This is a genomic window from Aeromonas simiae (assembly GCF_000820125.1).
Taxonomy (GTDB): domain Bacteria; phylum Pseudomonadota; class Gammaproteobacteria; order Enterobacterales; family Aeromonadaceae; genus Aeromonas; species Aeromonas simiae.
Window position 1 is genome coordinate 1 of record NZ_CDBY01000077.1, and the last position, 23,054, is coordinate 23,054.

General features: G+C 61.5%; 17 protein-coding genes. 10 read left to right on the forward strand and 7 right to left on the reverse strand.

Going from position 1 to position 23,054, the window contains the following annotated elements; genetic code table 11:
* Positions 1-120: 120 nt before the first annotated feature.
* Together BN1134_RS15785 and yjjG are read left to right on the forward strand one after the other, a co-directional pair.
* Positions 121-1,587 (forward strand): M17 family metallopeptidase, encoded by a 1,467-nt coding sequence (locus BN1134_RS15785; protein WP_052449517.1) that lies wholly within the window; start codon positions 121-123, stop codon positions 1,585-1,587.
* Between the two features lie 12 nt (positions 1,588-1,599).
* Positions 1,600-2,277 (forward strand): pyrimidine 5'-nucleotidase, encoded by a 678-nt coding sequence (gene yjjG, locus BN1134_RS15790; RefSeq protein ID WP_042048380.1) that lies wholly within the window; start codon positions 1,600-1,602, stop codon positions 2,275-2,277.
* A gap of 65 nt (positions 2,278-2,342) precedes the next feature.
* Here yjjG and BN1134_RS15795 read toward each other — a convergent pair whose 3' ends face one another.
* Complete coding sequence (locus BN1134_RS15795) at positions 2,343-3,599, reverse strand: amidohydrolase (protein WP_042048381.1); 1,257 nt, start codon at positions 3,597-3,599, stop codon at positions 2,343-2,345.
* Between the two features lie 757 nt (positions 3,600-4,356).
* On the opposite strand from BN1134_RS15795, the gene BN1134_RS15800 reads away from it, so the two are divergent.
* The 7 genes from BN1134_RS15800 (at position 4,357) to BN1134_RS15830 (ending at position 15,560) form a co-directional block, all read left to right on the forward strand.
* A complete protein-coding gene (locus tag BN1134_RS15800) occupies positions 4,357-5,427 on the forward strand; it encodes a helix-turn-helix transcriptional regulator (RefSeq protein WP_156991832.1) in 1,071 nt (356 codons plus the stop codon).
* A gap of 65 nt (positions 5,428-5,492) precedes the next feature.
* Complete coding sequence (locus tag BN1134_RS15805) at positions 5,493-5,912, forward strand: CBS domain-containing protein (protein ID WP_042048383.1); 420 nt, start codon at positions 5,493-5,495, stop codon at positions 5,910-5,912.
* A gap of 177 nt (positions 5,913-6,089) precedes the next feature.
* The gene (gene hrpA, locus BN1134_RS15810) at positions 6,090-9,974 is read left to right on the forward strand and encodes an ATP-dependent RNA helicase HrpA (RefSeq protein ID WP_042048385.1); all 3,885 of its coding nucleotides are present in this window, start codon (positions 6,090-6,092) and stop codon (positions 9,972-9,974) included.
* 42 nt (positions 9,975-10,016) lie between these two features.
* Positions 10,017-10,811 (forward strand): LysM peptidoglycan-binding domain-containing protein, encoded by a 795-nt coding sequence (locus BN1134_RS15815; RefSeq protein ID WP_042048387.1) that lies wholly within the window; start codon positions 10,017-10,019, stop codon positions 10,809-10,811.
* Positions 10,812-10,920: 109 nt separating this feature from the next.
* Positions 10,921-11,208, forward strand: coding sequence for a 50S ribosomal protein L25 (rplY, locus tag BN1134_RS15820; protein WP_042048389.1), 288 nt, complete (start codon positions 10,921-10,923; stop codon positions 11,206-11,208).
* A gap of 189 nt (positions 11,209-11,397) precedes the next feature.
* On the forward strand, positions 11,398-14,547 hold the full coding sequence (locus BN1134_RS15825) for a hybrid sensor histidine kinase/response regulator (protein WP_042048391.1): 3,150 nt from the start codon (positions 11,398-11,400) through the stop codon (positions 14,545-14,547).
* A complete protein-coding gene (locus BN1134_RS15830) occupies positions 14,544-15,560 on the forward strand; it encodes a response regulator (RefSeq protein ID WP_042048393.1) in 1,017 nt (338 codons plus the stop codon). Before BN1134_RS15825 ends, BN1134_RS15830 begins: the two co-directional genes overlap by 4 nt.
* Here the strand turns inward: BN1134_RS15830 and BN1134_RS15835 are convergent.
* The 6 genes from BN1134_RS15835 to BN1134_RS15860 form a co-directional block, all read right to left on the reverse strand.
* Complete coding sequence (locus tag BN1134_RS15835) at positions 15,536-16,180, reverse strand: MBL fold metallo-hydrolase (RefSeq protein WP_042048394.1); 645 nt, start codon at positions 16,178-16,180, stop codon at positions 15,536-15,538. The two genes, BN1134_RS15830 and BN1134_RS15835, sit on opposite strands and share 25 nt — an antisense overlap.
* A 12-nt stretch (positions 16,181-16,192) precedes the next feature.
* Positions 16,193-17,305: a tRNA 2-selenouridine(34) synthase MnmH gene (mnmH, locus tag BN1134_RS15840; protein WP_042048395.1), complete on the reverse strand. Its 1,113-nt coding sequence runs from the start codon at positions 17,303-17,305 to the stop codon at positions 16,193-16,195.
* Entirely contained in the window at positions 17,298-18,335 is a 1,038-nt protein-coding gene (gene selD, locus BN1134_RS15845; RefSeq protein ID WP_042048398.1) for a selenide, water dikinase SelD, read from the reverse strand. Before selD ends, mnmH begins: the two co-directional genes overlap by 8 nt.
* A 1-nt stretch (position 18,336) precedes the next feature.
* On the reverse strand, positions 18,337-19,956 hold the full coding sequence (locus BN1134_RS15850; protein ID WP_042048400.1) for a phosphoethanolamine transferase: 1,620 nt from the start codon (positions 19,954-19,956) through the stop codon (positions 18,337-18,339).
* A 36-nt stretch (positions 19,957-19,992) separates the two neighbouring features.
* Positions 19,993-21,186, reverse strand: a complete 1,194-nt coding sequence (locus tag BN1134_RS15855; RefSeq protein WP_042048401.1) for a class I SAM-dependent methyltransferase — start codon at positions 21,184-21,186, stop codon at positions 19,993-19,995.
* A 70-nt stretch (positions 21,187-21,256) separates the two neighbouring features.
* Positions 21,257-22,687, reverse strand: coding sequence for a methyl-accepting chemotaxis protein (locus BN1134_RS15860; RefSeq protein ID WP_042048403.1), 1,431 nt, complete (start codon positions 22,685-22,687; stop codon positions 21,257-21,259).
* An 89-nt stretch (positions 22,688-22,776) separates the two neighbouring features.
* On the opposite strand from BN1134_RS15860, the gene BN1134_RS15865 reads away from it, so the two are divergent.
* Positions 22,777-23,049: an acylphosphatase gene (locus BN1134_RS15865; RefSeq protein ID WP_042048404.1), complete on the forward strand. Its 273-nt coding sequence runs from the start codon at positions 22,777-22,779 to the stop codon at positions 23,047-23,049.
* Positions 23,050-23,054: the final 5 nt, after the last annotated feature.

The window sequence follows — 23,054 nt, forward strand, 5'->3', positions numbered from 1 at the left end:
AAATCCGGCCCCCGCAACCACTTTCTGTTTATCTTCTCTTCCCCCCATTCATCCCTTGGCCTGCCCGCATCGTCGCCGTTATCATGGCGTACCTGTTACTGCTCGATTGCTTGTACCTTCATGCTCGATTTTCGCTTTTCTGCTCCCTCCATTGTGTTGCTTGATCGCGCGTCAGATGACGTAGCCGACGGTGGCGCCGAGGCGGCCCTGCTGCTAGTGGCCGAGTCAGAGCGCCACGCCTTTTTCGATTCCCCTGCCGGGCGGCCGTTTGCCCTGGCCGAGCAGATTGCGGCTTCGCCGCTCAGTTGTCGGCGCGACGGGCAATATCAATGGCTCTGCTTTATCGATCCCAAGGCGCCGGCGGCCGAACGCTATCGCCGCCTTCGCGAGGCGGTGGCCCCGCTGGCCGCCCTGAAAAGTGGTGAGCTGGCGCTGCACCTGCATGGGTTTGTCGCCGATGAGGGGGCCACATTGGCCGAGGCGCTGCTGGGGGCCTTGCTCAGTGCCCGGATCCCGATGCCCGGTTACCAGCGTGAGGCCAAGGGGCCGGCGCCACTGCATCGGGTGACCCTCTCGCCGGCCTATCCGTTACCGCTCGATCGCCTGTTGGCGGAGGTCGAGGGCAACGGGCTGGCCCGTTATTTGGCCGCCATGCCCTCCTCGGAGCTGGGGGCGGCCAGCTATCGCCAGCGGGTACGAGCGCTGGCCGAGCAAGAGGGGTGGCAGTGGCAGGAGCTGGATGAAGTCGAGCTGGCCCGGCGCGGCGCCGGCGCCTTTCTGGCCGTGGCGAGCGGGGCAGAGGCGGGGCAGGCTGCCATGGTGCGGCTGCGTTACCAGCCGCCGGGGGCCCGCCGCAAGCTGGCCCTGGTGGGCAAGGGGATCTGCCACGACTCGGGTGGGTACAGCCTCAAGGTGGGGGGCGGCATGTATGGCATGCACCTCGACATGGGGGGCAGCGCCGTGGCGCTCGGCACCTTGCTTGCCATCAGCCGTGCCGGCCTGCCTGTCGAGGTGGAGTGCTGGCTGGCGATCGCCGAAAACCACATAGGGCCGCGAGCCTACCGCCCCGGCGATCTGGTGCGAGCCTATGACGGCACCACCATTGAGGTGGTCGACACCGATGCCGAGGGGCGCATGGTGCTGGCCGATGCCCTGAGCATGGCAGCTGAAGGGGCGCCGGATCTGCTGATAGACTATGCCACCCTGACCGGGGCCTGCAAGCGGGCGCTCGGCAGCCGCTACAGCGGCGCCTTCACCAATCGTCCCGCGTGGTTTTCTGAATTGATAGAGGCCGGACAGCAGGCCGGAGAGCGGATCTGGCCCTTCCCGCTCGACGAGGATTATGACGAGAGCCTCAAGAGCGAGTGGGCGGATCTGTTGCAGTGCGCCCCCGGCGCCTCGTGCGATCACATCGATGCCGCGCGCTTCTTGCAGCACTTCGTGCCCGCATCCATCCCCTGGCTGCACCTCGATCTCTCTGGCTTTCGCCACAAAGGTGGCCACGGGCTGGTGGCCAGCGAGATCACCGGCTTCGGGGTGCGCCTCACCTTGACCTTGCTGGCCCGCCAGCCGCTTTTATCCTGCTAACCGAGAAACAAGATGTCTGCTACCGCCTACGATTGGGTGCTGTTCGATCTGGACGAGACCCTGTTTGATTTCCCGGCCCATGCGGCCCTGCTGGCCCTGCTCGAGCAGATTGGCCTGACCCCCAGCGAGCCACTGCTGCAAGAGTACAAGGAGACCAACCATCGTCTCTGGGAGCAGTTCAACGCCGGGGCCATCGACTCTTATACCTTGCAGAGCCGCCGTTTCATCGGCATCGGTGAGCAGGTGGCGCGTTGCCCACTCGAACTCAATAAACTGTTTTTGGAGCAGATCGTGGCTCTGAGCCGGCCCTTGGATGGGGTGCTAGAGACCCTGACGCGTCTGCGTCGTCATGTGGGCATGGGGATCATCACCAACGGCTTTAGTGCGCCGCAGCGCGGCCGGCTGGCCCGTCACGCGCTGGAGAGCTGGTTCTCGCCACTGGTTATCTCCGACGAAGTCGGGGTCGCCAAGCCGCGCGCTGCCATTTTCGAGCATGCCTTAAAGGCGCTGCCGGTGCGCGATCCCGCTCGGGTGCTGATGGTGGGGGACAACCCGCAGACCGATATCGGCGGCGCGGCCGCCGCCGGACTGGCCACCTGCTGGTTCGATCCCCACTTCAGTGAGGCCGAGTGCCATCCGACCCACCGCATCCACCACTTCAGCCAGCTTGAGACGATTGTTCTCGGCTAAGGTGATGCGCTCTCTTGGGTAATAAAAAGGCAGCCTGCGGGCTGCCTTTTCATGGATGACGGCGGCTAGCGGGCCAGGCGCGCGTGTACCCAGCTTTCGAGCAGATCCACCCCCTTGAGCATCACCGGCTCATCGAAGTCGAAGGCGCCGTGATGGTGCGGCGCGGCCAGATCGGCGCCCAGCACCAGATAGGCCGCTTCCCCCCCTTGCTGCTGCACCTGGGCGATGAGAAAACCGGCGTCCTCGCTGGCCCCGAAGCGGCGGCTCTGGATGGTGGTTAGCCCTTGCGTCTCGGCCAGGTGGGTCAGCTCACTGAGCAGGGTGGGGCTGTTATCCAGGCCGATGGCCTCACCCTGGCGCAGGATGCGGAAGGTGACGCCATAGGTCGATGCCGCCCCTTCCACGATGCGCTGCACCTGGGCAAACATGTAGTCGTTGAGGGCGGCATCGGCGCCGCGGGTCTCTCCCTTTAGCTCGGCATGGGCCGGGATCACATTGCGACCGCTGCCGGCTTGCAGTTGCCCCACGTTGATCCGGGTCATGCCGTCGCGATGGCGGGGAATGCCGAGCAGCGCCGTGGTGGCCATACAGGCAGCGGCCAGGGCATTGGCTCCGGAATTGGGCTCGAGGCCGGCATGGGCGGGGGTACCCATGAAGTGCACATCGAACTTGGTGGAGCAGAGAAAATCGGTCGGGTTGATCACCAGCTCGCCGCTGCCGGCATGAATGCCGATGTGCAGTGAGAGCAGGGCATCCACGTCGGCCAGTGCGCCGCCCGCTGCCAGCGCCTTGCCGCCACGGCAACCCTCTTCGGCAGGCTGGAAGAAGAGCTTGATGCGGCCACACAGCCGATCGCGGGCCGGCGCCAGCCGGCGAGCCAGCTCAAGGCCGATGGCGGTATGACCATCGTGGGCGCAGGCGTGCATCCAGCCGCTATTACAGGAGGCAAATCCCTCCTTGGCGGGGAGGTGTTCGCCGTGCTGGCTCTCTTCTACCTCGACCGCATCGATATCGAAGCGAAAGGCGAGGGTGGGGCCGGGGCGCCCGGTATCGAGCACTCCCATCAGGCCGGTGAGTTCATCGATCTGCGCCAGCCAGCCGGGATCGGCCCCCTGTTGCAGGGCGCGAGCCTTCTCGGCTGCGACGTCGATCTCGCGCCCCATGACCAGCGAGCTGGCCAGCAAGGCGTCACCCAGTACGACGTCGAAGCCGAGACTGCTCAGATGGTTGGCGATAAGGCTGGTGGTACGGAACTCTTTCCAGGCGGCTTCCGGGTATTGGTGCAGGTCGCGGCGCCACTGGATCAGGTTTGCAAGGCTCATGCTCGGCTTCCTTGTTGCTCGGACTGCCGGCTATTGTGCCCGTTTGAGGCGATCGGGCAAGAAAAAACAGAAAAGGGAGCACGAGGCTCCCAAGGTGTGGCTGCGGAGGATGACGAGCGCAGCACACAAATACATCACAGGTGTTGCATTTTATGGTCTTGCGCCATAAAGAGGAAAGGAGTGCCAGTTTGTGTAGGATTTTACTGGCTAACTGTGCCTTTCCTCGAGGGGTGGCATACTACTTAATGCTGATGTGAACGGGCAAAGTAGTTGAAATCAATCACATTTGTGCGATTGAGGGAATGGATGTCGCGACCAGCGCAAAGAAAACGGTAAACACCGCAGTCACAATGAATTCTTTCATGATGCTCTCCCTCATCTGTCACAATATGATGCATATCATAACATTCTCTGTACGTATTGCAACCACCCACTATGCGTAGATGTGTGTTTTTGCTGGTAAGTGAAAGAAATTGCTTCGAAGTCTTCATTTTTATCTGTTTTCTCTGGTGGTCATCGCCTGAAAATGAGCCGAAAAGGGGAAATGCGCTCCCCTTCACCTGGGGTGAGCACCCGCGATGAATATCAGCGCTTCCTTATGTAAAAAGAGATCCATGTAAAGAAGTGTTTACCATGTGACGATTGTCATCAGGAAGACTTTCCGTCAGCAGAAAATCTATTTCCGGAACTTTCTCTTCTCACAGATTTAACATGCGGGTAGTATCGTCGGACAAAGAATAATAAAAGGGAGTTCAGGGTGTTAAACATAGCGCAGCCGCGCCCGTCACCGTATTTAGAACAGTTGTACGAGTGCGGTATTAATGACTCGGATATCAATTTGGTTGTGGAGGGAATGCGCCACGACTCTGGTAGCCTGCTCTCATTGATTTTGTTACGGGATGAAGAGAAAAACTTTGGTGTTCGTCTATTTTCCAGTGGCTTGAGTGATGCGCAGCAGAATTATTATCTGCAACATCATCGTCAAGATATCTGGTTCAATCACTACCTGGAGAAGGGGTGCAAGGGGGTGGTGAAGGCGGAGACCCTGAGCCAGCGGGCCGGACTGCTGGCCGGCTTCGGGGCGCGTTTTGCCATTGGCGGTGTTTGTCAGGTTCGGGGTTATGGTGTCAGCAGCGTCAGTTGCTATCGCGATCAGAGCCAGTCCGATTTTAATGACCAAGATATCCAATATTGGGATAGTCTCTATTTTGGGTTAGCTGCCTGGAGTCGCCATTACTGGAATCTGGTTGGGTTGGAATCACAAAATTATCAATTGCAGCAATTGGTCAGACACCATGGAAAAGCGGTGGCGATCATTGATGACAAAGGAGCGATTTATTATTCCAATGCGGCATTCAACCGGGTTGCTGATGAGAATCAGGAGCTGCGCATGACGCAGGGAATATTCTCATTTTATGGAAAAGAGCAGCAGCGTTACTTTAGAGACTTATTAAATAAGTTTGCATATCTTCAGTCAGGAGCTTGCATATATATGCCAGTCTCCCGCACCGGTGGATTGCGTCCCTTGCTGCTGCAAGCCACTCTGATGAATGGCCTGCGTAATAGCGAGCGTTTCATCGAGTTGGTATTGCGGGATCCTGAGCACGCCTTCACCCCCAACATAGAGGCACTTTCCAATATCTATCCCCTGACCAGTGGGGAAAAGGAGCTGCTGTTGCTGCTGAGCAAGGGGTATAGCAGCGGGGATATCGCCGATATGCGCCGGGTCAAGGTGGAGACGGTGCGCTCGACGCTCAAGAGTGTCTTCAAGAAAACCGACTGCCACAGTCAGAGCGAGCTACTGCTGCTGCTGCAATCCATCTCCTGAGGGGACGACTGGCTACACTGAGGTGGAGTCAGTCGTGCCGGCGCAGGGGCGCCCAGGGGGAGAGAATGTACTCATTGAAGGTTCGGGACTACATGCTGGAGCGGGCCGTGACGCTGTCACCGGACATGACGGTACCGGCGGCGGTGGAGAAGTTTCTGCATAGCAACCAGTTGGGCGGCCCCGTGGTCGACGGCGCCGGACAGGTGCTGGGGTGGGTGTCGGAGCAAGACTGCCTCGGTGCCATGCTGGAAGAGGCTTATCACTGCGAGCAGGTCGCGCTGGTGCGCGATGTGATGCGCCGCGAGGTGCTGAGCGTCACGCCCGACACCTCCATCATTGAGGTGGCCAGCATGATGCGGGGACAAAAGCCCAAGATCTATCCGGTATTGGAGGAGGGGAAGCTGGTCGGTGTCATTAACCGTCATATGGTGCTGCGGGCCATCAGCCGGCAGTTACAAGGCTGCTTTGAGCACCACCCGGCCTGATGGCCGCATGATTTGCTAAGGGCGCCCATGGCGCCCTTTGTATTGGGAATGCCTTGCACCGAGCGGGCGCTCTCTTTAGGATCGCTGCCAACTTTCTTGTTTTGTTCGCCGAGCACGGCCCGATGGGCGGCTTGGGAAGCATGAATCACTCTCAGACTACTGATCAGGAATTGTCCCTTGTCTCTCTCTCTTCCTGCCCTGCGGGCGCGCCTTGCCCATTGCATGAACCTCGATGCCCGCCAGTTGGCCAAGCGCCTGCACGGGGCGGCCAAGCTGCCCGCCGCCAAACAGGAGGCCGTACTGGCCACCATCGACGGTGATCTGCGTCTGGCGCAGGCGCGCCTGATCAGCCGGCAAGCCGGCGTCCCCGCCGTGACGTATCCCGACAACCTGCCGGTGAGTCAGAAGGCGGCCGAGATTGCTGCCGCCATCAGCCAAAGCCAGGTGGTGATCATCGCCGGTGAAACCGGCTCGGGAAAAACCACCCAGATCCCCAAGATCTGCCTTGCGTTAGGGCGAGGGGTGAAGGGGCTCATCGGTCATACCCAGCCGCGGCGGTTGGCGGCGCGTACCGTGGCGGCGCGCATCGCCGAAGAGATGCACTCCGAGCTCGGCCAGTACGTGGGCTACAAGGTGCGCTTTACCGATCAGGTGAGCGAGCAGACCCACATCAAGCTGATGACCGACGGGATCTTGCTCGCCGAGATCCAAAACGATCGGCTGCTGACCCAGTACGACACCCTCATCATCGATGAGGCCCACGAGCGCAGCCTCAACATCGACTTCATCCTGGGCTATCTCAAGGAGCTGTTGCCGCGCCGCCCGGATCTCAAGGTGATCATCACCTCGGCCACCATCGATCCGGAGCGCTTCTCCCGTCACTTTGGCAAGGCGCCCATCATCGAGGTATCGGGGCGCACCTACCCGGTGGAGGTGCGCTACCGCCCGCTGACCGACGGGGCGGACGATCGCGATGAGTTGCAGGGGATCTTCGATGCCGTCGAGGAGCTCAGCCACGAGGGGCTCGGCGATATCCTGGTCTTCATGAACGGGGAGCGGGAAATTCGTGACACCGCCGATGGGCTGCGCAAGCTCAACCTGCGCGACACCGAGGTGCTGCCCCTCTACGCGCGTCTGTCCAACGCCGAGCAAAATAAGGTGTTCCAACCCCATGCCGGGCGGCGCATCGTGCTCGCCACCAACGTGGCGGAGACCTCGCTCACCGTGCCCGGCATCCGTTACGTGATCGATCCCGGCACCGCGCGCATCAGCCGCTACTCCTGGCGCACCAAGGTGCAGCGGCTGCCCATCGAGCCCATCTCCCAGGCCAGCGCCAACCAGCGTAAGGGGCGCTGTGGCCGGGTCGCCGACGGGATCTGCATCCGCCTCTACTCCGAGGAGGACTTCAACGGCCGTCCGGCCTTTACCGATCCCGAGATCCTGCGCACCAACCTGGCCTCGGTCATCTTGCAGATGCTCTCTCTCGGGTTGGGTGACATGGAAGCCTTCCCATTTGTCGAGCCGCCAGAGTCGCGCCACATCAAGGACGGCCTGAGCCTGCTGGCCGAACTGGGGGCGGTGGAGACGCGCCGTGGCCGCCATGGGCAAAGCGAACTCAAACTGACCGAAACTGGCCGCCAGCTGTCGCGTTTGCCGCTTGATCCTCGCCTCGCTCGCATGGTGATCACGGCGGCCGCCACTGGGTGCCTCAAGGAGATGATGGTGATCACGGCCGCCCTGAGTATCCAAGATCCGCGCGAGCGGCCGATGGAGAAAAAGCAGGCCGCCGATGAGCAGCATCGCCGCTTCGATGACAAGGAGTCGGATTTTCTCGCCTTCCTTAACCTGTGGAACTACCTGCAAGAGCAGCAAGATGCCCTGTCGAGCAACGCCTTTCGCCGCCAGTGCCAGAAGGAGTTCCTCTCTTACCTGCGGGTGCGCGAGTGGCAGGATATCCACTTTCAGTTGCGCCAGAGCGTCAAGGAGCTGGGGTTTAAGAGCAACAGCCAGGAGGCGGACTACAAGAGTATCCATTGCGCCATTCTCACCGGCCTGCTCAGCCACATCGGCAACAAGGATCTGGAAAAATCGGAGTTTATGGGGGCGCGCAATGCCCGCTTCCATCTCTTCCCGGCGTCGGGGCTCTTCAAAAAGCCGCCCAAGTGGGTGATGGCCGCCGAGCTGGTCGAGACCTCGCGCCTTTACGCCCGAGTGAACGCCCGCATCGAGCCCGAGTGGGTCGAGCCACTGGCCGGCCACCTCATCAAGCTGCACCACAGCGAGCCCCACTGGTCGAAAAAGCAAGGCGCCGTGATGGCCAGCGAGAAGGTGACCCTGTTTGGCCTCACCCTGGTAGCGGAGCGGCCGGTCAACTACAGCCGCATCGATCCGGCCCTGTGCCGCGAGCTGTTTATCCGTCACGCCCTGGTGGAGGGGGATTTTGAGACCCGCCACCGCTTCTTTGCCGAGAATCGCAAGCTGCTGGCCGAGGTGGAGGCGCTCGAGCACAAGTCGCGCCGGCGCGACATCCTGGTCGATGACGAGGATCTGTTCCGTTTCTACGAGGCGCGCATCCCCGAAGAGGTCATCTCTGCCCGCCATTTCGACAAGTGGTGGAAAGAGGCGCAAAAAGAGGACCCCGAGCGGCTCAACTTCGAGCGCGAGATGCTGATGAAGGGCGATGCCGCCCACGTGAGCGAGTTCGATTACCCCAACTTCTGGCAGCAGGGGCGGCTCAAGCTCAAGCTGAGCTACCAGTTTGAGCCGGGGGAGGAGGCCGACGGCGTCACCCTGCACATTCCGCTGCCGCTGCTCAACCAGGTCGAGCCGGTGGGGTTTGAGTGGCAGATCCCGGGTCTGCGCCAAGAGCTGCTGATTGCCCTGATCAAATCCCTGCCCAAGCCGGTGCGCAAGAACTTCGTGCCGGCCCCTAACTATGCCGAGGCGCTGATGGCCACCATCCAGCCCGAGCAAGGCCCGCTACTCGATGAGATAGAGCGCCATCTCAAGCGCATGACCGGCGTGACCGTGGCTCGCGAGGCGTGGGATTGGAATGGGGTGCCCGATCACCTGAAACTCACCTTCCGGGTGGTGGACGAGCGTCAGCGCAAGGTGGCCGAGAGCAAGGATCTGCTGGCCCTCAAAGAGTCCTTGCGTGGCAAGGTGCAAGAGACCCTCTCCAAGGTGGCCGACGATGACATCGAGCAATCGGGGCTGACCCTGTGGAGCTTTGGCGAGCTGCCCAAGGAGTACAGCCAGAAACGGGGCGGTTTCGAGGTTAAAGCCTATCCGGCGCTGGTGGATGAGAAAGAGTCGGTGGCCATTACTCTGGTCGAGAGCCCGATACAGCAGCAGCTGCTGATGTGGGCCGGCCAGCGCCGCCTCATCCTGCTCAATGTGCCTTCGCCCATCAAATATTTGCAGGAGAAGCTTCCCAACAAGGCCAAGCTCGGCCTCTACTTCAACCCCTTTGGCAAGGTGAGCGAGCTTATCGATGACTGCATCGCCTGCGGCTGTGACAAGCTCATCGAGCAGCATGGCGGCGTGGCGTGGGACGCCGATGGGTTTGAGACGCTCAAGGAGTTTGTGCGCGCCGAGTTGAACGACGTGGTGGTGGAGGTGGCCAGCCAGGTGGAGGCGGTGCTGACCCTGGCTCACGATATCCGCAAACGGCTCAAGGGGCGCATGCAGCTCGATACCGCCTTTGCCATGTCGGATGTGCAGGCCCAGCTGGAGCGAGTGATCCACAAGGGGTTTGTCAGCGAAACCGGCTGGCAGCGCTTGCCGGACTTGTTGCGCTATCTGCGCGCCATCGAGCGGCGTCTTGAGAAGTTGAGCGTCGATGCCAACCGGGATCGGGTCTACATGCTCAAGGTGCAAAGTGTCGAGCAGGCCTATCAGGGACTGCTTGCCAAGATCCCCAAAGGGCAGCCCATGCCGCCCGAGGTGGCCGAGATCCGCTGGATGATCGAAGAGCTGCGGGTCTCCTTCTTCGCCCAGAACCTCGGCACTCCCTACCCGGTATCAGACAAGCGGGTATTGAACGCCATTGCGGCGTGCTAAGCTCAAGCGACTGATAACAAAGCCATAAATGGAGGCAAGGGAATGCTGATATGGTGGCTTGGCCTAACGACGGTGAACATCAGCGGCTACATGCCGCTGGCCGAGCAGACCTGGGTGGCGCTCGATCCCGCCTGGTATCCGCTCTCGCACCCCCTGCCCGAGCTGTTTGTCGCCTGGCACGGTAACCAATACCCGGTGCTGGAGCGCGAACGGCGCCATGGTCGCTGGCAGGTGCTGTTTCCAGCCCGCCTCAAGCCCCCCTTCGCCCTGTTTGAAGGGAGCCCGACGCTCTCCAAGGTGTATCTGGCCCGCCTCAAGCGCATTGACGAGCTGGCTTATGGCATCAGCAGTACTCAGGCGGTGCGCGAGGTCGGTACCAGCATGGGGGGCACTGTGCCATCGGTGGCCTCTGCTTATGGTGAGGTCGTGCCGGCATGGGCCGGAATCGCCATCAGCCACGAGTTGGCCGGGCGCCGGTTACCCTGGCTGGTTGAGAGTGGCGTACGCTGGCCACCGGTGAGCGACCTTCCTCGCGTTTCGCCTCCCTCGGTAACGAGTACGCCGGTGCAGGGGTTGGCGACCGAGGCTGGTGCCTGTCACAAGGTCGGCAGCGGTGAGACCCTTTGGCGCATCGCGAGCAAGCTGGCGCGCGATCGCAACGGGGATACCTATGTCTATATGCTGGCGCTCCATGATGAGAATCGGGCGCGACTGGGCAAACGGGGCCAGGTGATCAGCGGCAGCACGCTGCGTTGCCCGAGCGAGGCCATACTGGCCCGCTATGGCGCCATGGAGCAGGAAGAGCGACAGGCGCTGCTGGCGACCATTGAGCGGTGATCCACCTTGTCACCCCGGGGGAGGGCGTGCTAGTATTCGCGCTCGTTTTGCGAGGTATTGGCCGGTCGCAGTCAGTACCATTACATTCATCTGATAAAGAGATATTGCTATGTCTTTCGTATTCCAAGCAGAAGTCCGTACTGACATGGGGAAAGGTGCGAGCCGCCGCCTGCGTCATGCTGACCTGGTTCCGGCCATCGTTTACGGTGCCGACAAAGAAGCCGTTACCCTGACCCTGGATCACAAGAAGCTGATCATCGCCCAAGAAAACCCGGCGTTCTACAGCGATGTACTGACCCTGGTCGTCAACGGTGAAGAGATGAAGGTTAAGGTCAAGGACATCCAGCGTCACCCGGTTAAGCCGAAGCTGGTTCACCTGGACTTCGTTCGCGCCTAATCGCCGACCGACTTCAAGCAAAAGGCCGCCCTCAGGGGCGGCCTTTTTGTTTTGTGATTCTGGTGGCTCGGCGCACTGGCATACTCAATCAGCTCTATTAGTCTTGATCGGTACATGCAGATCATGGTCTGTATCCGCCCTTCCCATCAGAGGGGGGTGATCAACGCACTTTTTTGAGGTCATGCCGGGATGAAGGGAATCATAAGGGAATATCTGCTCTGGCTGCTGCCCATCGCCCTGCTGCTGGTGGCAGGTGGCGCCCTGCTGGGGCACGTGTTGGTGGAGCGAGAACTCTATCGCCTACGTAGCGATGAGAATACCTTTCTCTCGCTGGCCACCAGCAGATTGGAAGATGAGCTAGAGGTGCCTTATCGCCATATCCAGGGGCTGGCAGAGGATCCCCTGTTGCAGGAGGCGGTGCGTGCGCAGCGTCCCGATGAGCTGGAGCCTCTGCTGCGGCCTCTGATGCGGCGCAATCCCGATTATGCCCAGGTGCGATGGATTGACGAGCAGGGCATGGAGCGCATTCGCCTCACCCGCGAGGGGAAAAAGATCGTGCGCCAGCCCCAGGCGGCATTGCAAAACCGGCAGCAGCGGGATTATTTCCGGCAGGCGGTGACCCAACCCGGGGATCGGGTCTACTTCTCTCCTTTGACGCTGGCAAAGCACGATGAACAGCTGTTGCAACCTCTCACTCCTGAGTTTCGCGTCGCCCGTCACCTGCCAAATGGGGCCGGCATCCTGCTGCTGAATGTGCGGGCCGAAAAGATGCTCGATGCGTTTGTGCATAGCAGTGGCAAGGCGGCCGATCACCTGACCTTGGTCAATCAGGATGGCTATTGGTTGCACCACCCGGACAAGACGCAGCAGTGGGGGATGGAGCTGGGTCGGCCACACCTGACCATGGCGCAGCTCACGCCTGAGGCGTGGAGACGAATATGGCATGCACCCAACGGCCAGGTGGAGCTGGATGACGGTCTCTGGAGCTGGGAGAGCCTCTATCCGGCACAGGATCACCAGCAACAGGAGTGGAAGGCGATCACCATGACATCCAGGGCTCAGCTGACGACGCTGCACTGGCATGTGTGGCGGATGATTGGGGCCGGAGAGATGGCGCTGCTGCTGCTCTATGGCGCAGGTGTCGCCTGGCTGGTGCGCAGCCGAAGGCGCGAACGCGCCGCCCAGCAAGAGGCGGCGCGCCTATCCCGGGTCAAAGGGGATTTCATCGCCAACATGAGCCACGAGATCCGCACGCCCATGAACGCCATCATGGGGCTGACCTACCTGCTCGAGCAGGGGGGGCTCAATGATGCCCAGCGCGATCTGGTGCGCAAGATCCACCTGGCCGGGCAAGCCTTGCTCGGCATCATCAACGACATCCTCGATTTCTCCAAAATTGAGTCGGGCCGGCTGGAGCTTGAACACGTTCCGTTCAGCCTGGAGGAGGTACTCGATCATGTGGCAGTGATCATGTCGACCTGTGTCGGTGAGAAACATCTGGAGTTGGTGGTCGGGAGCGCCCCTGCCCAGGCGACCCATCTCGTGGGGGATGCCTTGCGCCTTGAGCAGGTACTGCTCAACCTGGCCGGCAACGCCATCAAGTTCACCGAGTCGGGGGAGGTTGAGCTCAAGGTCTCCTTGCAGGAGGAGAGCGAGGAGGGGGTACGTCTTCGCTTTTCCATGCGCGATACCGGGATCGGGATTTCGGCCAATCAGCAGGCGCATATCTTTAATGCCTTTTCCCAGGCCGACAGCTCGACCACCCGGCGTTTTGGCGGTACCGGGCTCGGTCTGACCATCAGTCGCCGCATCGTGGAGTTGATGGGCGGGACGCTACGAGTCAACAGTGAGGTGGGGAAGGGGAGCGAGTTCTGGTTTGACCTTCCGTTTGAGCGAGTGACGAATGCCGAGGCGTTGACCGAGCGACTGCAACATATCTCGCTGCTGATTGCCGATGACAGCGACGTCACCCGAGAGACCCTGGAGCGGACGGTTGACTCATTAGGATGGAGCGCCTGCGTCGTCTCTTCGGGTGAGCAGGCGCTGCACCATCTGTTGCAGCGGGGGGATCGGTTTGATGTCATCGTGCTGGACTGGATCATGCCTGGGCTGGATGGATTACAGACCTGCCAGGCTATCCGTCAGGCCTTTGCCGAGCAGGAGCGCAGCCCCATCATCATCATGGCGACGGCTTACTCCCATGATGAGCTGCTGGGTCAGCCGGGGGCCGATGGCATCGACATGGTATTGCACAAGCCCGTCACTGGCTCGAGCCTCTATAACGCGGTGGCCCGGCTGCTGCACGACAAACGTGAGCATCAGCCCGCAGCGGCTCCCGGCGCCGTGCTGCAACGTCTGCCTGAGGTGCGGGTGTTGCTGGTGGATGACAGCGACATCAATCTGGAGGTGGCAACCCGGTTGCTGGAGCGGGAGGGGGCCTTGGTGCAGTGCGCCATCAATGGGGAGCGCGCCCTGGCGCTGCTGGCTGAGCCGGAGCAGGCATTTGATGTGGTGCTGATGGATGTGCAGATGCCGATCATGGATGGTTACGAAGCCACGCGACGGCTCAGGGCCTTGCCTGGCCGCGAGCACTTGCCGGTATTGGCGCTCACGGCTGGCGTGTTTCGCGAGCAGCGGGAGGAGGCGCTTGCGGCCGGCATGAATGACTTCATCGCCAAGCCGCTCGACGTGGAGCTGCTGATCGCCACGTTGCTGCGTTACCTGCCAAGGCAGGTTTATCCGGTGACGGTGCCTGCCGAGGTGAGCGCCGCTGAGGAGATTGACATCGATACGGGTCTGCGCAACTGGGGTGAGGCCTCGGTCTACCTCAAATACCTGCGGCGCTTTCGGGATGATTACATGAGCGTGGATAAAGAGCTGCCAGAGTATCTTGTCCACCACCAGCTTCAGGAGGCGGCCACCCTGACCCACAAGCTCAAAGGGGTGGCAGGCAGTCTGTCATTGACGGACATCGCCCAGGCGAGCAGCGAGCTCAATGAGGCTATCGAGCAGGGACAAGATCCTCAGCCTCTCGTCGCCCCTTTTCTGGCCGCGATGGAGAGAACGCGCCTGGCTATCGAGCATTATGCGGGAGGCGGGCCCACGCAGGAGGTGGTGGTGCAAGACGATCTCTCGATGCAGCAAGAGAGCCTGGAGGCGCTTCGTCAGGCGCTGGCCAGTGAGGATCTTGAACTCATCGAGCCGGCGCTGTTGCGGGCCCGGGCCCACATGCCGGGCGCATGTGCCGATGCCATAGGCGCTGCACTGGAGCAATTTGATATAGGCAGGGCCGGTGAGGAGTTGGCCCGTTATCTGGCTGGCAAGGAGGGAGTCACATGAACCGACCGAGGATCCTGATCATCGACGATGAGCCGAGCAATCTTGGGCTGCTGCGTCAGATCCTGAAAGAGGAGTTCAACCTCTTCTTTGCCCGGGGGGGCGCCGAGGGGCTCGCGGCGGTAGAGCGTCACGAGCCGGCCCTGATCCTGCTCGATGTGTGCATGCCGGATATGGACGGTTATGAGCTCTGCCGCCGCCTCAAGGCCGAGCCCCGTCATGGGGGCATCCCGGTTATCTTCATCACTGCCAACGACAACCCGGATAGCGAAAGTCAGGGCTTTGAGGCGGGAGGGGTGGACTATATCTACAAGCCGGTCTGCCCGAGTACGGTGCGGGCCAGGGTGCGCACTCACCTCTCGCTGGTCAGGTTGGATCAACTCGAGCACAGCTACCGCAACGCCATCATGATGCTCAGCGAGGCGGGTCACTACAACGATACCGATACCGGTGTACACATCTGGCGGATGGCCTCCTATTGCAGGGCGCTGGCGATGGCGGTGGGGTGGAGCCCGGAGCAGGCCGAGTTACTGGAGCTGGCCGCGCCCATGCATGACATGGGGAAAATTGGGGTGCCCGATCGCATTCTCAAAAAACCGGGGCCGCTGGATGAGGAGGAGTGGAGTGTGATGCGCACCCATCCTCGCATCGGCTATGAGATCTTGAGCCGCTCGGGCGCACCCATCTTTCGCATGGCGGCGGAGATTGCCCTGCATCACCATGAGCGGTGGGATGGCAGCGGTTATCCGGAGGGGCTGGCTGGGGAGAGCATACCGCAGGCCTCGCGTATCGTGGCGATTGCCGATGTGTTTGATGCGTTGAGTGTGCGTCGCCCCTACAAGGCTCCCTGGCCCATGGAGGCGGTGATGGCGGCCCTGCGTGATGGCGAGGGCCGCCATTTTGATCCGGAGTTGCTGGCGCGCTTTTTCGAGATCATGCCGGAGATCATGCGGATCAAGGCGCTGTGGGATGAGCGCGAGAGCTCAGGGCACTACCAGATGGGCTGTGTCAGGTAAGGGTTGCTGACCCGCTCACGGCCAAAGGTTGAGCTGGGGCCATGGCCGGGGATGAACACCACATCGTCACCCAGTGGCAACAGCGTCTCGGTGATCGAGCGGATCAGCGTCGCATGATCCCCGCGCGGAAAGTCGGTGCGCCCTATGCTGCCTGCAAACAGCACATCACCGACCCAGGCGGCTTGTAGCGATCCTGAAAACAGGATGACGTGACCCGGTGTATGGCCGGGGCAGAAGTAGACCGCCAGGCTTTCGTTGCCAACCTTGACCTCTTCCCCTTGCTCGAGCCAGCGATCCGGCATGAAGGCATCGGTATGGGCAAAGCCAAACATCTGCGCCTGCTTGGGCAGCATCTCGAGCCAGAAGGCATCCTCTTGGTGGGGCCCCTCAATGGGGACGCCCAGCTCACGGCGCAGCTGATCGGCTGCCCCCACGTGATCGAGATGGCCGTGGGTCAGGATGATTTTCTGCAAGCTTAACCCGTGCCGCGTCAGGGCTGCCTTGAGTTTCTCGGGCTCGCCACCCGGATCGACGAAGGCGGCCTGCTTGGTCTCGTCGCACCAGATGAGTGAGCAGTTCTGGGCAAAGGGGGTGACCGGGATCACCTCGAATTTCAGCATGAAGGGCTCCTGTCAGCTGGCCGCGACGGCGGGCAGCTGGTTGAGATAGTCGAGGCAGGCTCGGCGATCACCGCGAAACACGATGCGATCCTGCTTACGCTCGAGTTGGTAGCGATACATGGGGTCGTAGTAGCGATCGAGCATGGCGGTGATCCAGGCCAGATGACTTTCGCAATCGCTCCCCCGCGCCTGTTCATCGAGTGCCTGACGCATCAGGCGGTCGAGCTCGCGCCAGCCGAGATCGCCGAGGCGGCGCTTGAGGCGCTCCAGGCTTTCGAGCAGGGCGGTGGCGAAGTGCTGCCACCCTAGTTCATCCCCATAAAAGGCGCGGTAACGGGCCGCCAGATCGATGACATAGTCGTCACGGATCTGCCGGGCCCGCTCCGCCTGCTCGACTTCAAGCACCACGACGGGGGCCTCGCACATGCGATCGAAGAGCGGCAGGGGCAGGGCGCAGCGGCCGATGAGGTGGCTTTCGTCCTCCACCACGAAGTGGTGCTGGCCGGCGGCACGGCGCTTCAAGATCTCGATAGCCAGACCGTTCTCGAAGTTGATCGTACTGGGTTGCCCTTCGGGCAGGCGGCCAAATGACGAGCCGCGGTGATGGGCATGCCCCTCCAGATCGATCGCCTTGTCGACCTTATGCAGCAAATGGGTCTTACCAGAGCCGGTCATGCCGGTCAGCACGGTCCAACCATCTTCGCGGGCGCTTTGCTCTTGGGTCTGGATGAGAAACTGGCGCAGCGCCTTGTAACCACCGGCCACCCGCGGCCGGTTCAGGCCGGCCTCGCGCAACCATTGCTGAACGGTCTGGGAGCGTAATCCACCGCGAAAGCAGTAGAGCACGCTCTCGGGATGGGCCTCGATCTGAGCCTGCCAGGCCGCCATGCGTGCGGCCTTCACCTCGCCGCAAACCAGCGAGTGCCCCAGCCGGATCGCCGCCTCCTGCCCCTGCTCCTTGTAGCAGGTGCCGACCTGGGCCCGCTCGTCGTCACTCATCAGCGGCAGGCTGATGGCCAAGGGGAAGGCCCCTTCGGCGAACTCGACCGGGGCGCGCAGATCGATAAGCGGGACATCGCCCAGAAACAGGGCGGCGATATCGCTGACAAATTCCTGATTATCCACGGATGACCTCGACCAACTGGCTCTGTCGCTCCTTGAGACGGCCAACCGGCGCCAGTTGCAAGCCGGATTCGGCGGCGATATCAAGCAGATCGGCTTCGCTCTCCCGACCGACCGCCACCAGCAAGCCGCCGCTGGTCTGCGGATCGCACAAAATGTTGCGGGTGCGCTCATCCAAGGTCGGCAGCTTGTGGCCGTAGGAGTCGTGATTACGTAGCGTGCCACCCGGCACGCAGCCTTCATCCAAGTAGTGGTCGACTTCAGGCAACAGTGGCAGGGCATTGAAGTCGAGTTCGGCGGTGAGGTTGGAGCCTTCGCACATCTCGAGCAGATGACCGGCCAGCCCGAAGCCGGTGACGTCGGTCATGGCATGCACGCCGGTGAGCGTGGCGAACCGCTCGCCCAGCGTATTGAGGGTGCACATGGCCTCGGGGGCCAGGGTCTCGTGCTCGGCCTTGAGCTTGCCCTTTTTCTGGGCCGTGGTGAGGATGCCGATGCCAAGCGGCTTGGTGAGATAGAGGGTATCGCCGGGGCGAGCGGTGTCGTTCTGCTTGAGTCTATCGAGCGGCACGATACCGGTCACGGCCAAGCCAAAGATGGGCTCGGGAGCATCGATGCTGTGGCCGCCGGCCAGGGAGATCCCTGCGTCATGGCAGGCCTGGCGGCCGCCGTCGACCACCTGCTGGGCGATTTCAGGGGCCAGCAGGTTGATGGGCCAGCCGAGGATGGCGATGGCCACGATGGGCTTACCGCCCATGGCGTAGATATCGCTGATGGCATTGGTGGCGGCGATCCGGCCGAAGGTAAAGGGATCGTCAACGATGGGCATGAAGAAATCGGTAGTGGAAACAATGCCCTGGCCGTGGCCGATATCGACGACGGCGGCGTCATCCTTGCTGTTGTTGCCGACGATGAGGGTCGGATCGTTAAAGCCGGGGATGTTGCTCTTGAGAATGGTGTCGAGCACCTTGGGGGAGATCTTGCAGCCACAGCCGGCGCCGTGGCTGTACTGAGTCAGACGAACAGAAGACATGTTAGTTCCTTTTGCTCATGGGGAGCGGCAGGTTATTCATTACAGAGTGCAATGATATCTTTTTATACCCGGCCGAGCCATTGAGGCGCGCGCCGTTGACATAACCCTGGGTACAAGTCGAATCGGGAACGGCATAACCCATTTGCCTCGCCAGCAGCTCGGAGAGCTGCACGTGGAAGAGGGTATCGCAGCCTTGGAAGGTCTCGCGCACGGCAGGCATGACGCCTGGGACCACAGAGTGAATGTAGGCGGGCACCATGTAGTGGGAGGCCATGTTGAGCAGCCCGTGCCCCATGGCCCCGTTTTTCACGTATTGGCCATGATCGGAGGTGAAGACAAACGTCCAGTCACGCTGCTTGCCCAGATGGTCGAGAACCTGGCCCAGCAGGGCATCGGTGCGGGCCACCGAGTTGTTGTACTCCGCCTCCAGCGAGGCCTGCCCGAAGCGCTTTTCATCCGGCCGGCTGCGCTCGGCATAAGGGGGATGAGAGCCGCGCTGGTGCAGCACGATAAAGTGTTTTCCCTGGCTGAGATCGAGCTGGCGCAGCAGGGGCAGCAACTCGTCGTCATAGGCGTTCTCGTGATAGGCGTGACCATAGTGGGTCGGATCGCGGATGTCATCGATATATTGCTGCCCCAGCATGCTTAGCAGTGACATCTCCGATTTGGCCTGCGCCGTGTAGAACACGGTGTGGTAACCCTGCGCCTTGGCCAGCCGGAACAAGTTGGTGCGCCAGCTGTAGATCTGGGCGGTGCCGTCGGGTTGGGGGATCATATTGAAGAAGGTCGGCAGCGAGACATTGGTGTAGACCCCGCCGGCGTAGGCGCTCAGCAATACCCCCTCCTTGGCGTGTTCCCGCAGCCAGGGGGTGGTGTCGAGCCCATAGCCAAACACCGACATGTTGTCGACGTTCTGGCTCTCGCCCATCAGCAGGACGATCACCCGGCTGCCGGCGTCGTGCAGCACGGCCGGAGCCTCATGCTCATATTTTTCTACGCCACTTTGGCCCTTCAGTTGTTGTGGCGCCGTCTTGCCCAGAAAGACCGAGGTGGTTTCGATGCCGGAGCGGATCGCCGAATAACGTTGGTGGGGGGCCTGTTCATCCTTGCCTCGGGCCAGGGCCGCTTGCGCCACCGGGGCGATCAAGAGCAGGGAGAAGAGGGCGATCAGCAGGCGACTGTCACTCTTGGGTTGCGTTATGCGGCGCAGCAACAGCGAAGGCAGCAGGCAGAGCAGGGTGATCAGCAGGGGTAACAGCAGGCTCGGCAAGAGGGTGACGCCGGTGCGGTACACCTCCGAGTACTCTTCGAAAAAGAGCAGGATCTCGGCCGAGGAGAGCCAGGAGTGGTAGAGCCCGAGATGGGCCAACTGGAAAAAGAGAAAGGAAAAAAACAGCACCGACATCAGGGTGCTGAACCAAACGCTGCGCACCCGCAGGGCGGCGAAGTAGAAGAGGGCGTAGATAAGCCACGCCTCACCCTTACTGAACTGAGTGCCAAGGTGCAGATAGGCCCGATAATAGGTCTCAAGCAGCACGGGCAGCAGGGCGGCCAACAACGGCAGTAGCAGCAGGGCCAGTTGGCGGCCCTGCGGTAGCTTCCAGATGGAGTGGTGTTTCATCGTTCTGGTTTCTTGGGTGGAACTGACGAGGCTAGACTAGCGGGCGCGTACCACCAGTCCCTTGAGGTAGAAGCCCTCCGGATAGGCGGTTCCGATGGGGTGATCGGAGGCCTGGGACAAGAGCTCCAGGATCTGGGCATCGCGGCCGGCATCGAGCGCGGCATCGGCCACAATCTTTTGGAACAGGCTCTGTTCCATCAGACCGGAGCAGGAGTAGGTGAGCAGCACGCCACCCGGCGCCAGCAGCTGGAACGCCAGCATGTTGATGTCCTTGTAGCCGCGGCAGGCGCCCAGCAGTTGGGCCTTGCTCTCGGCAAACTTGGGCGGATCGAGCACGATGACGTCGAACTTTTCCCCCTTCTCCCGGTATTCGCGCAGCAGCTTGAAGACGTCGTGACGGACGAACTGGGTGTTGCTGGTGTCCAGACCGTTGAGCTCGGCGTTCTGGCGGGCGATATCCAGCGCGTTCTGGGAGAGATCGACGTTGACCACCTCCTTGGCGCCGCCCTTGAGGGCGTAGACGCCAAAACCGCCGGTGTAGCAGAAGCAGTTGAGCACCCGTTTGCCTTCGGTGTACTTGGCCGCCGCCTGGCGGTTGTCGCGCTGATCCAGATAGAAACCGGCCTTGTGGCCGTTACGAATGTCCACCAGGATCTTGACGCCACCGTTCTCCTCGATCACTACCGGCTCGTTCGGGGTCTCGCCATAGATGACGCCGGTGCGCTCCTTCAGTCCCTCTTTTTTACGCACCGCCACGTCGGAGCGCTCATAGATGCTGCACTCGGGGTAGAGGGTGCGCAGGGCCTGGGTAATGAGGTCGCGCTGGAACTCGGCGCCGGCGGAGAGGATTTGGCACACCAGAAAATCGGCGTAACGGTCGATGGTCAGACCCGGCAGGCCGTCGGACTCGGCGGCGCACAGGCGATAGCCGGTGAGGCCTTGACGCTGGATGAGTCCATCGCGGGACTCCTGCGCATAGCGCAGACGGCGGATAAAGAAGTCGAGATCGACCTGCTCGCTCTGGTCGAAGGTCCAGACCCGGGCACGGATCTGGGAGCGGCCGGACCAGGCGCCACGGGCGAGCCATTTGCCATCATGGGTGAAGATCTCGACGGTGTCGCCATCGATGGGGTTGCCCTGTACCCGCTCAATCCCCTTGGAGAAGATCCAGGGGTGGCGGCGCAGCAGGGATTTTTCGCGGCCTTTGACGAGATAGATGGAAGCGCTCATGGGTGTTGCCAGATGGTCAAAAGAAAAGGGGCCACATTTTAGGTGGCCCCTTGGCAAAAGACAAACCGGCTTAGATGCGAAGACCTTGTAATGCCTGTCCAAGCTCGTTGGCGGTGGCTTTGATCCCCTGGGTGCCGGCGACCGAGGCGCTGGCGGACTCCTCCACTGCGCCTGCTTCACCGCGCACCAACTCGAGGTGGTGGGCAATATCGGCCGCGACGGCACTCTGCTGCTCCGAGGCGGTGGCTATCTGGGCGCTCATGTCGCAGACATTGGCGCTGTGACGGCTGATCCGCTCGATATCGTCTCCGACCTGGCTGATGAGCGCCCGGCTGTCGGCGGCGCGTACCACCGTCTTCTCCATCAGATCGTTGAGGATGGTGGTGCCCTGCTGCAACGCTTCGATCATCTGCTGGATCTCCACCGTCGCCTGCTGGGTGCGTCCGGCCAGGGTGCGCACCTCATCGGCAACGACGGCAAAACCGCGCCCCTGCTCGCCGGCGCGGGCCGCCTCGATGGCGGCGTTGAGCGCCAACAGGTTGGTTTGCTGGGAGATGGCATTGATGACGCCGATCACCTCGCTGATGCGCGAGGTATTGTGGGTGAGTTTATCCACCGCTTGGGAGGCGTTGCCTATCTCATCGGCCAGCGCCCGGATGGCGGCAATGGTCTGGCCGACGCGTTCGGCACTGCGGGCGGCATCATCGCTCGACTCGCGGGTCTGATTGAGCGTCTCATCGGCATTGCGGGCGACCTCGCGGATGGCCGCCGACATCTGCTCCATGGCGGCGGCCAGCGAATCCATGTGGTGGCGCTGGGAGAGGGCCAGCTGCTGCCCACCGGCCGAGTGGTCACGGAACTCATCGGCGGCCATGTCGAGTGCCTCGGCTGAGGCCTCGACCAACTGCACAATCTTGTGCTGGCGCGTGGTGAAGCGATCGATACTGGCGGCCAGCACCGAGAATTCGTCGCGCACCGGCAGGAAGTTGAGGCGGAAGGTGAGATCCCCGTCAGCCACGGTTTGCAATGCCCGGTTGGTGGAGTAGAGGGCTCCCGAGACAAAGGTCATCAGATAGTGGGTGATGAGGGCCATGGCGCCACTTAAGATGACGATGAGGGTCAGCAGTGAGCCCTGCTCCTGCCACATGGAGTAGGCCGAGGTGTCGAGCGTGCCGACCACCATGCTGGCCTCGGCGGCGGGGGCTGCATAGCTCAGGGTGCCGCTGCGCTCCTCAAAGCCGGCTGTGGCGCCCTGTTGCAGGGTGAAGCCGGCCGGCAGACGCAAGCTAGGTTGCTGGGCCAGCAGGGTGGCAACGTTTTCAACCTGAAGCTGAAGGGATTGGCTACGCAGCGCCATCTCTTGCTGGTGGTTCGCTCGCAGCAGCAGTATGGTCAGAAGAGCGATCACCAGCAGGGGAAACCAGAAGGTGATCATGAATTTCTCACGGATGGTGAGGCGAATGAGATAACGGTCAATCCATCTGAACTTGACTTCTTTCATAATAGGGACGGGTCCTAGTTGGCAATCCATTGACAGCGGTACAGCATTATCGCCCTCCGCGGGGCAATCTTAATGAGAAGGGTGACGAAATGGGAGAGCAATCGTTTATCGTGCGGGTATACGGGGTGGTGCAGGGGGTGGGGTTTCGTTACTTCACCCGCGAGCAGGCCTTGCGTCGCAAGCTGCGCGGTCATGCCTACAACCTGGCGGACGGCTCGGTTGAGGTGTGGATTGCCGGCCAGCGTGAACAGGTGCAGAGCATGCTGAGCTGGCTCGAGCGTGGCCCACGTACCGCGCAGGTGAGCCACATCGAGGTCACCGAATGCGACGCCTTGCCACCTCCGGGTTTTCACACCAACTGATGGCA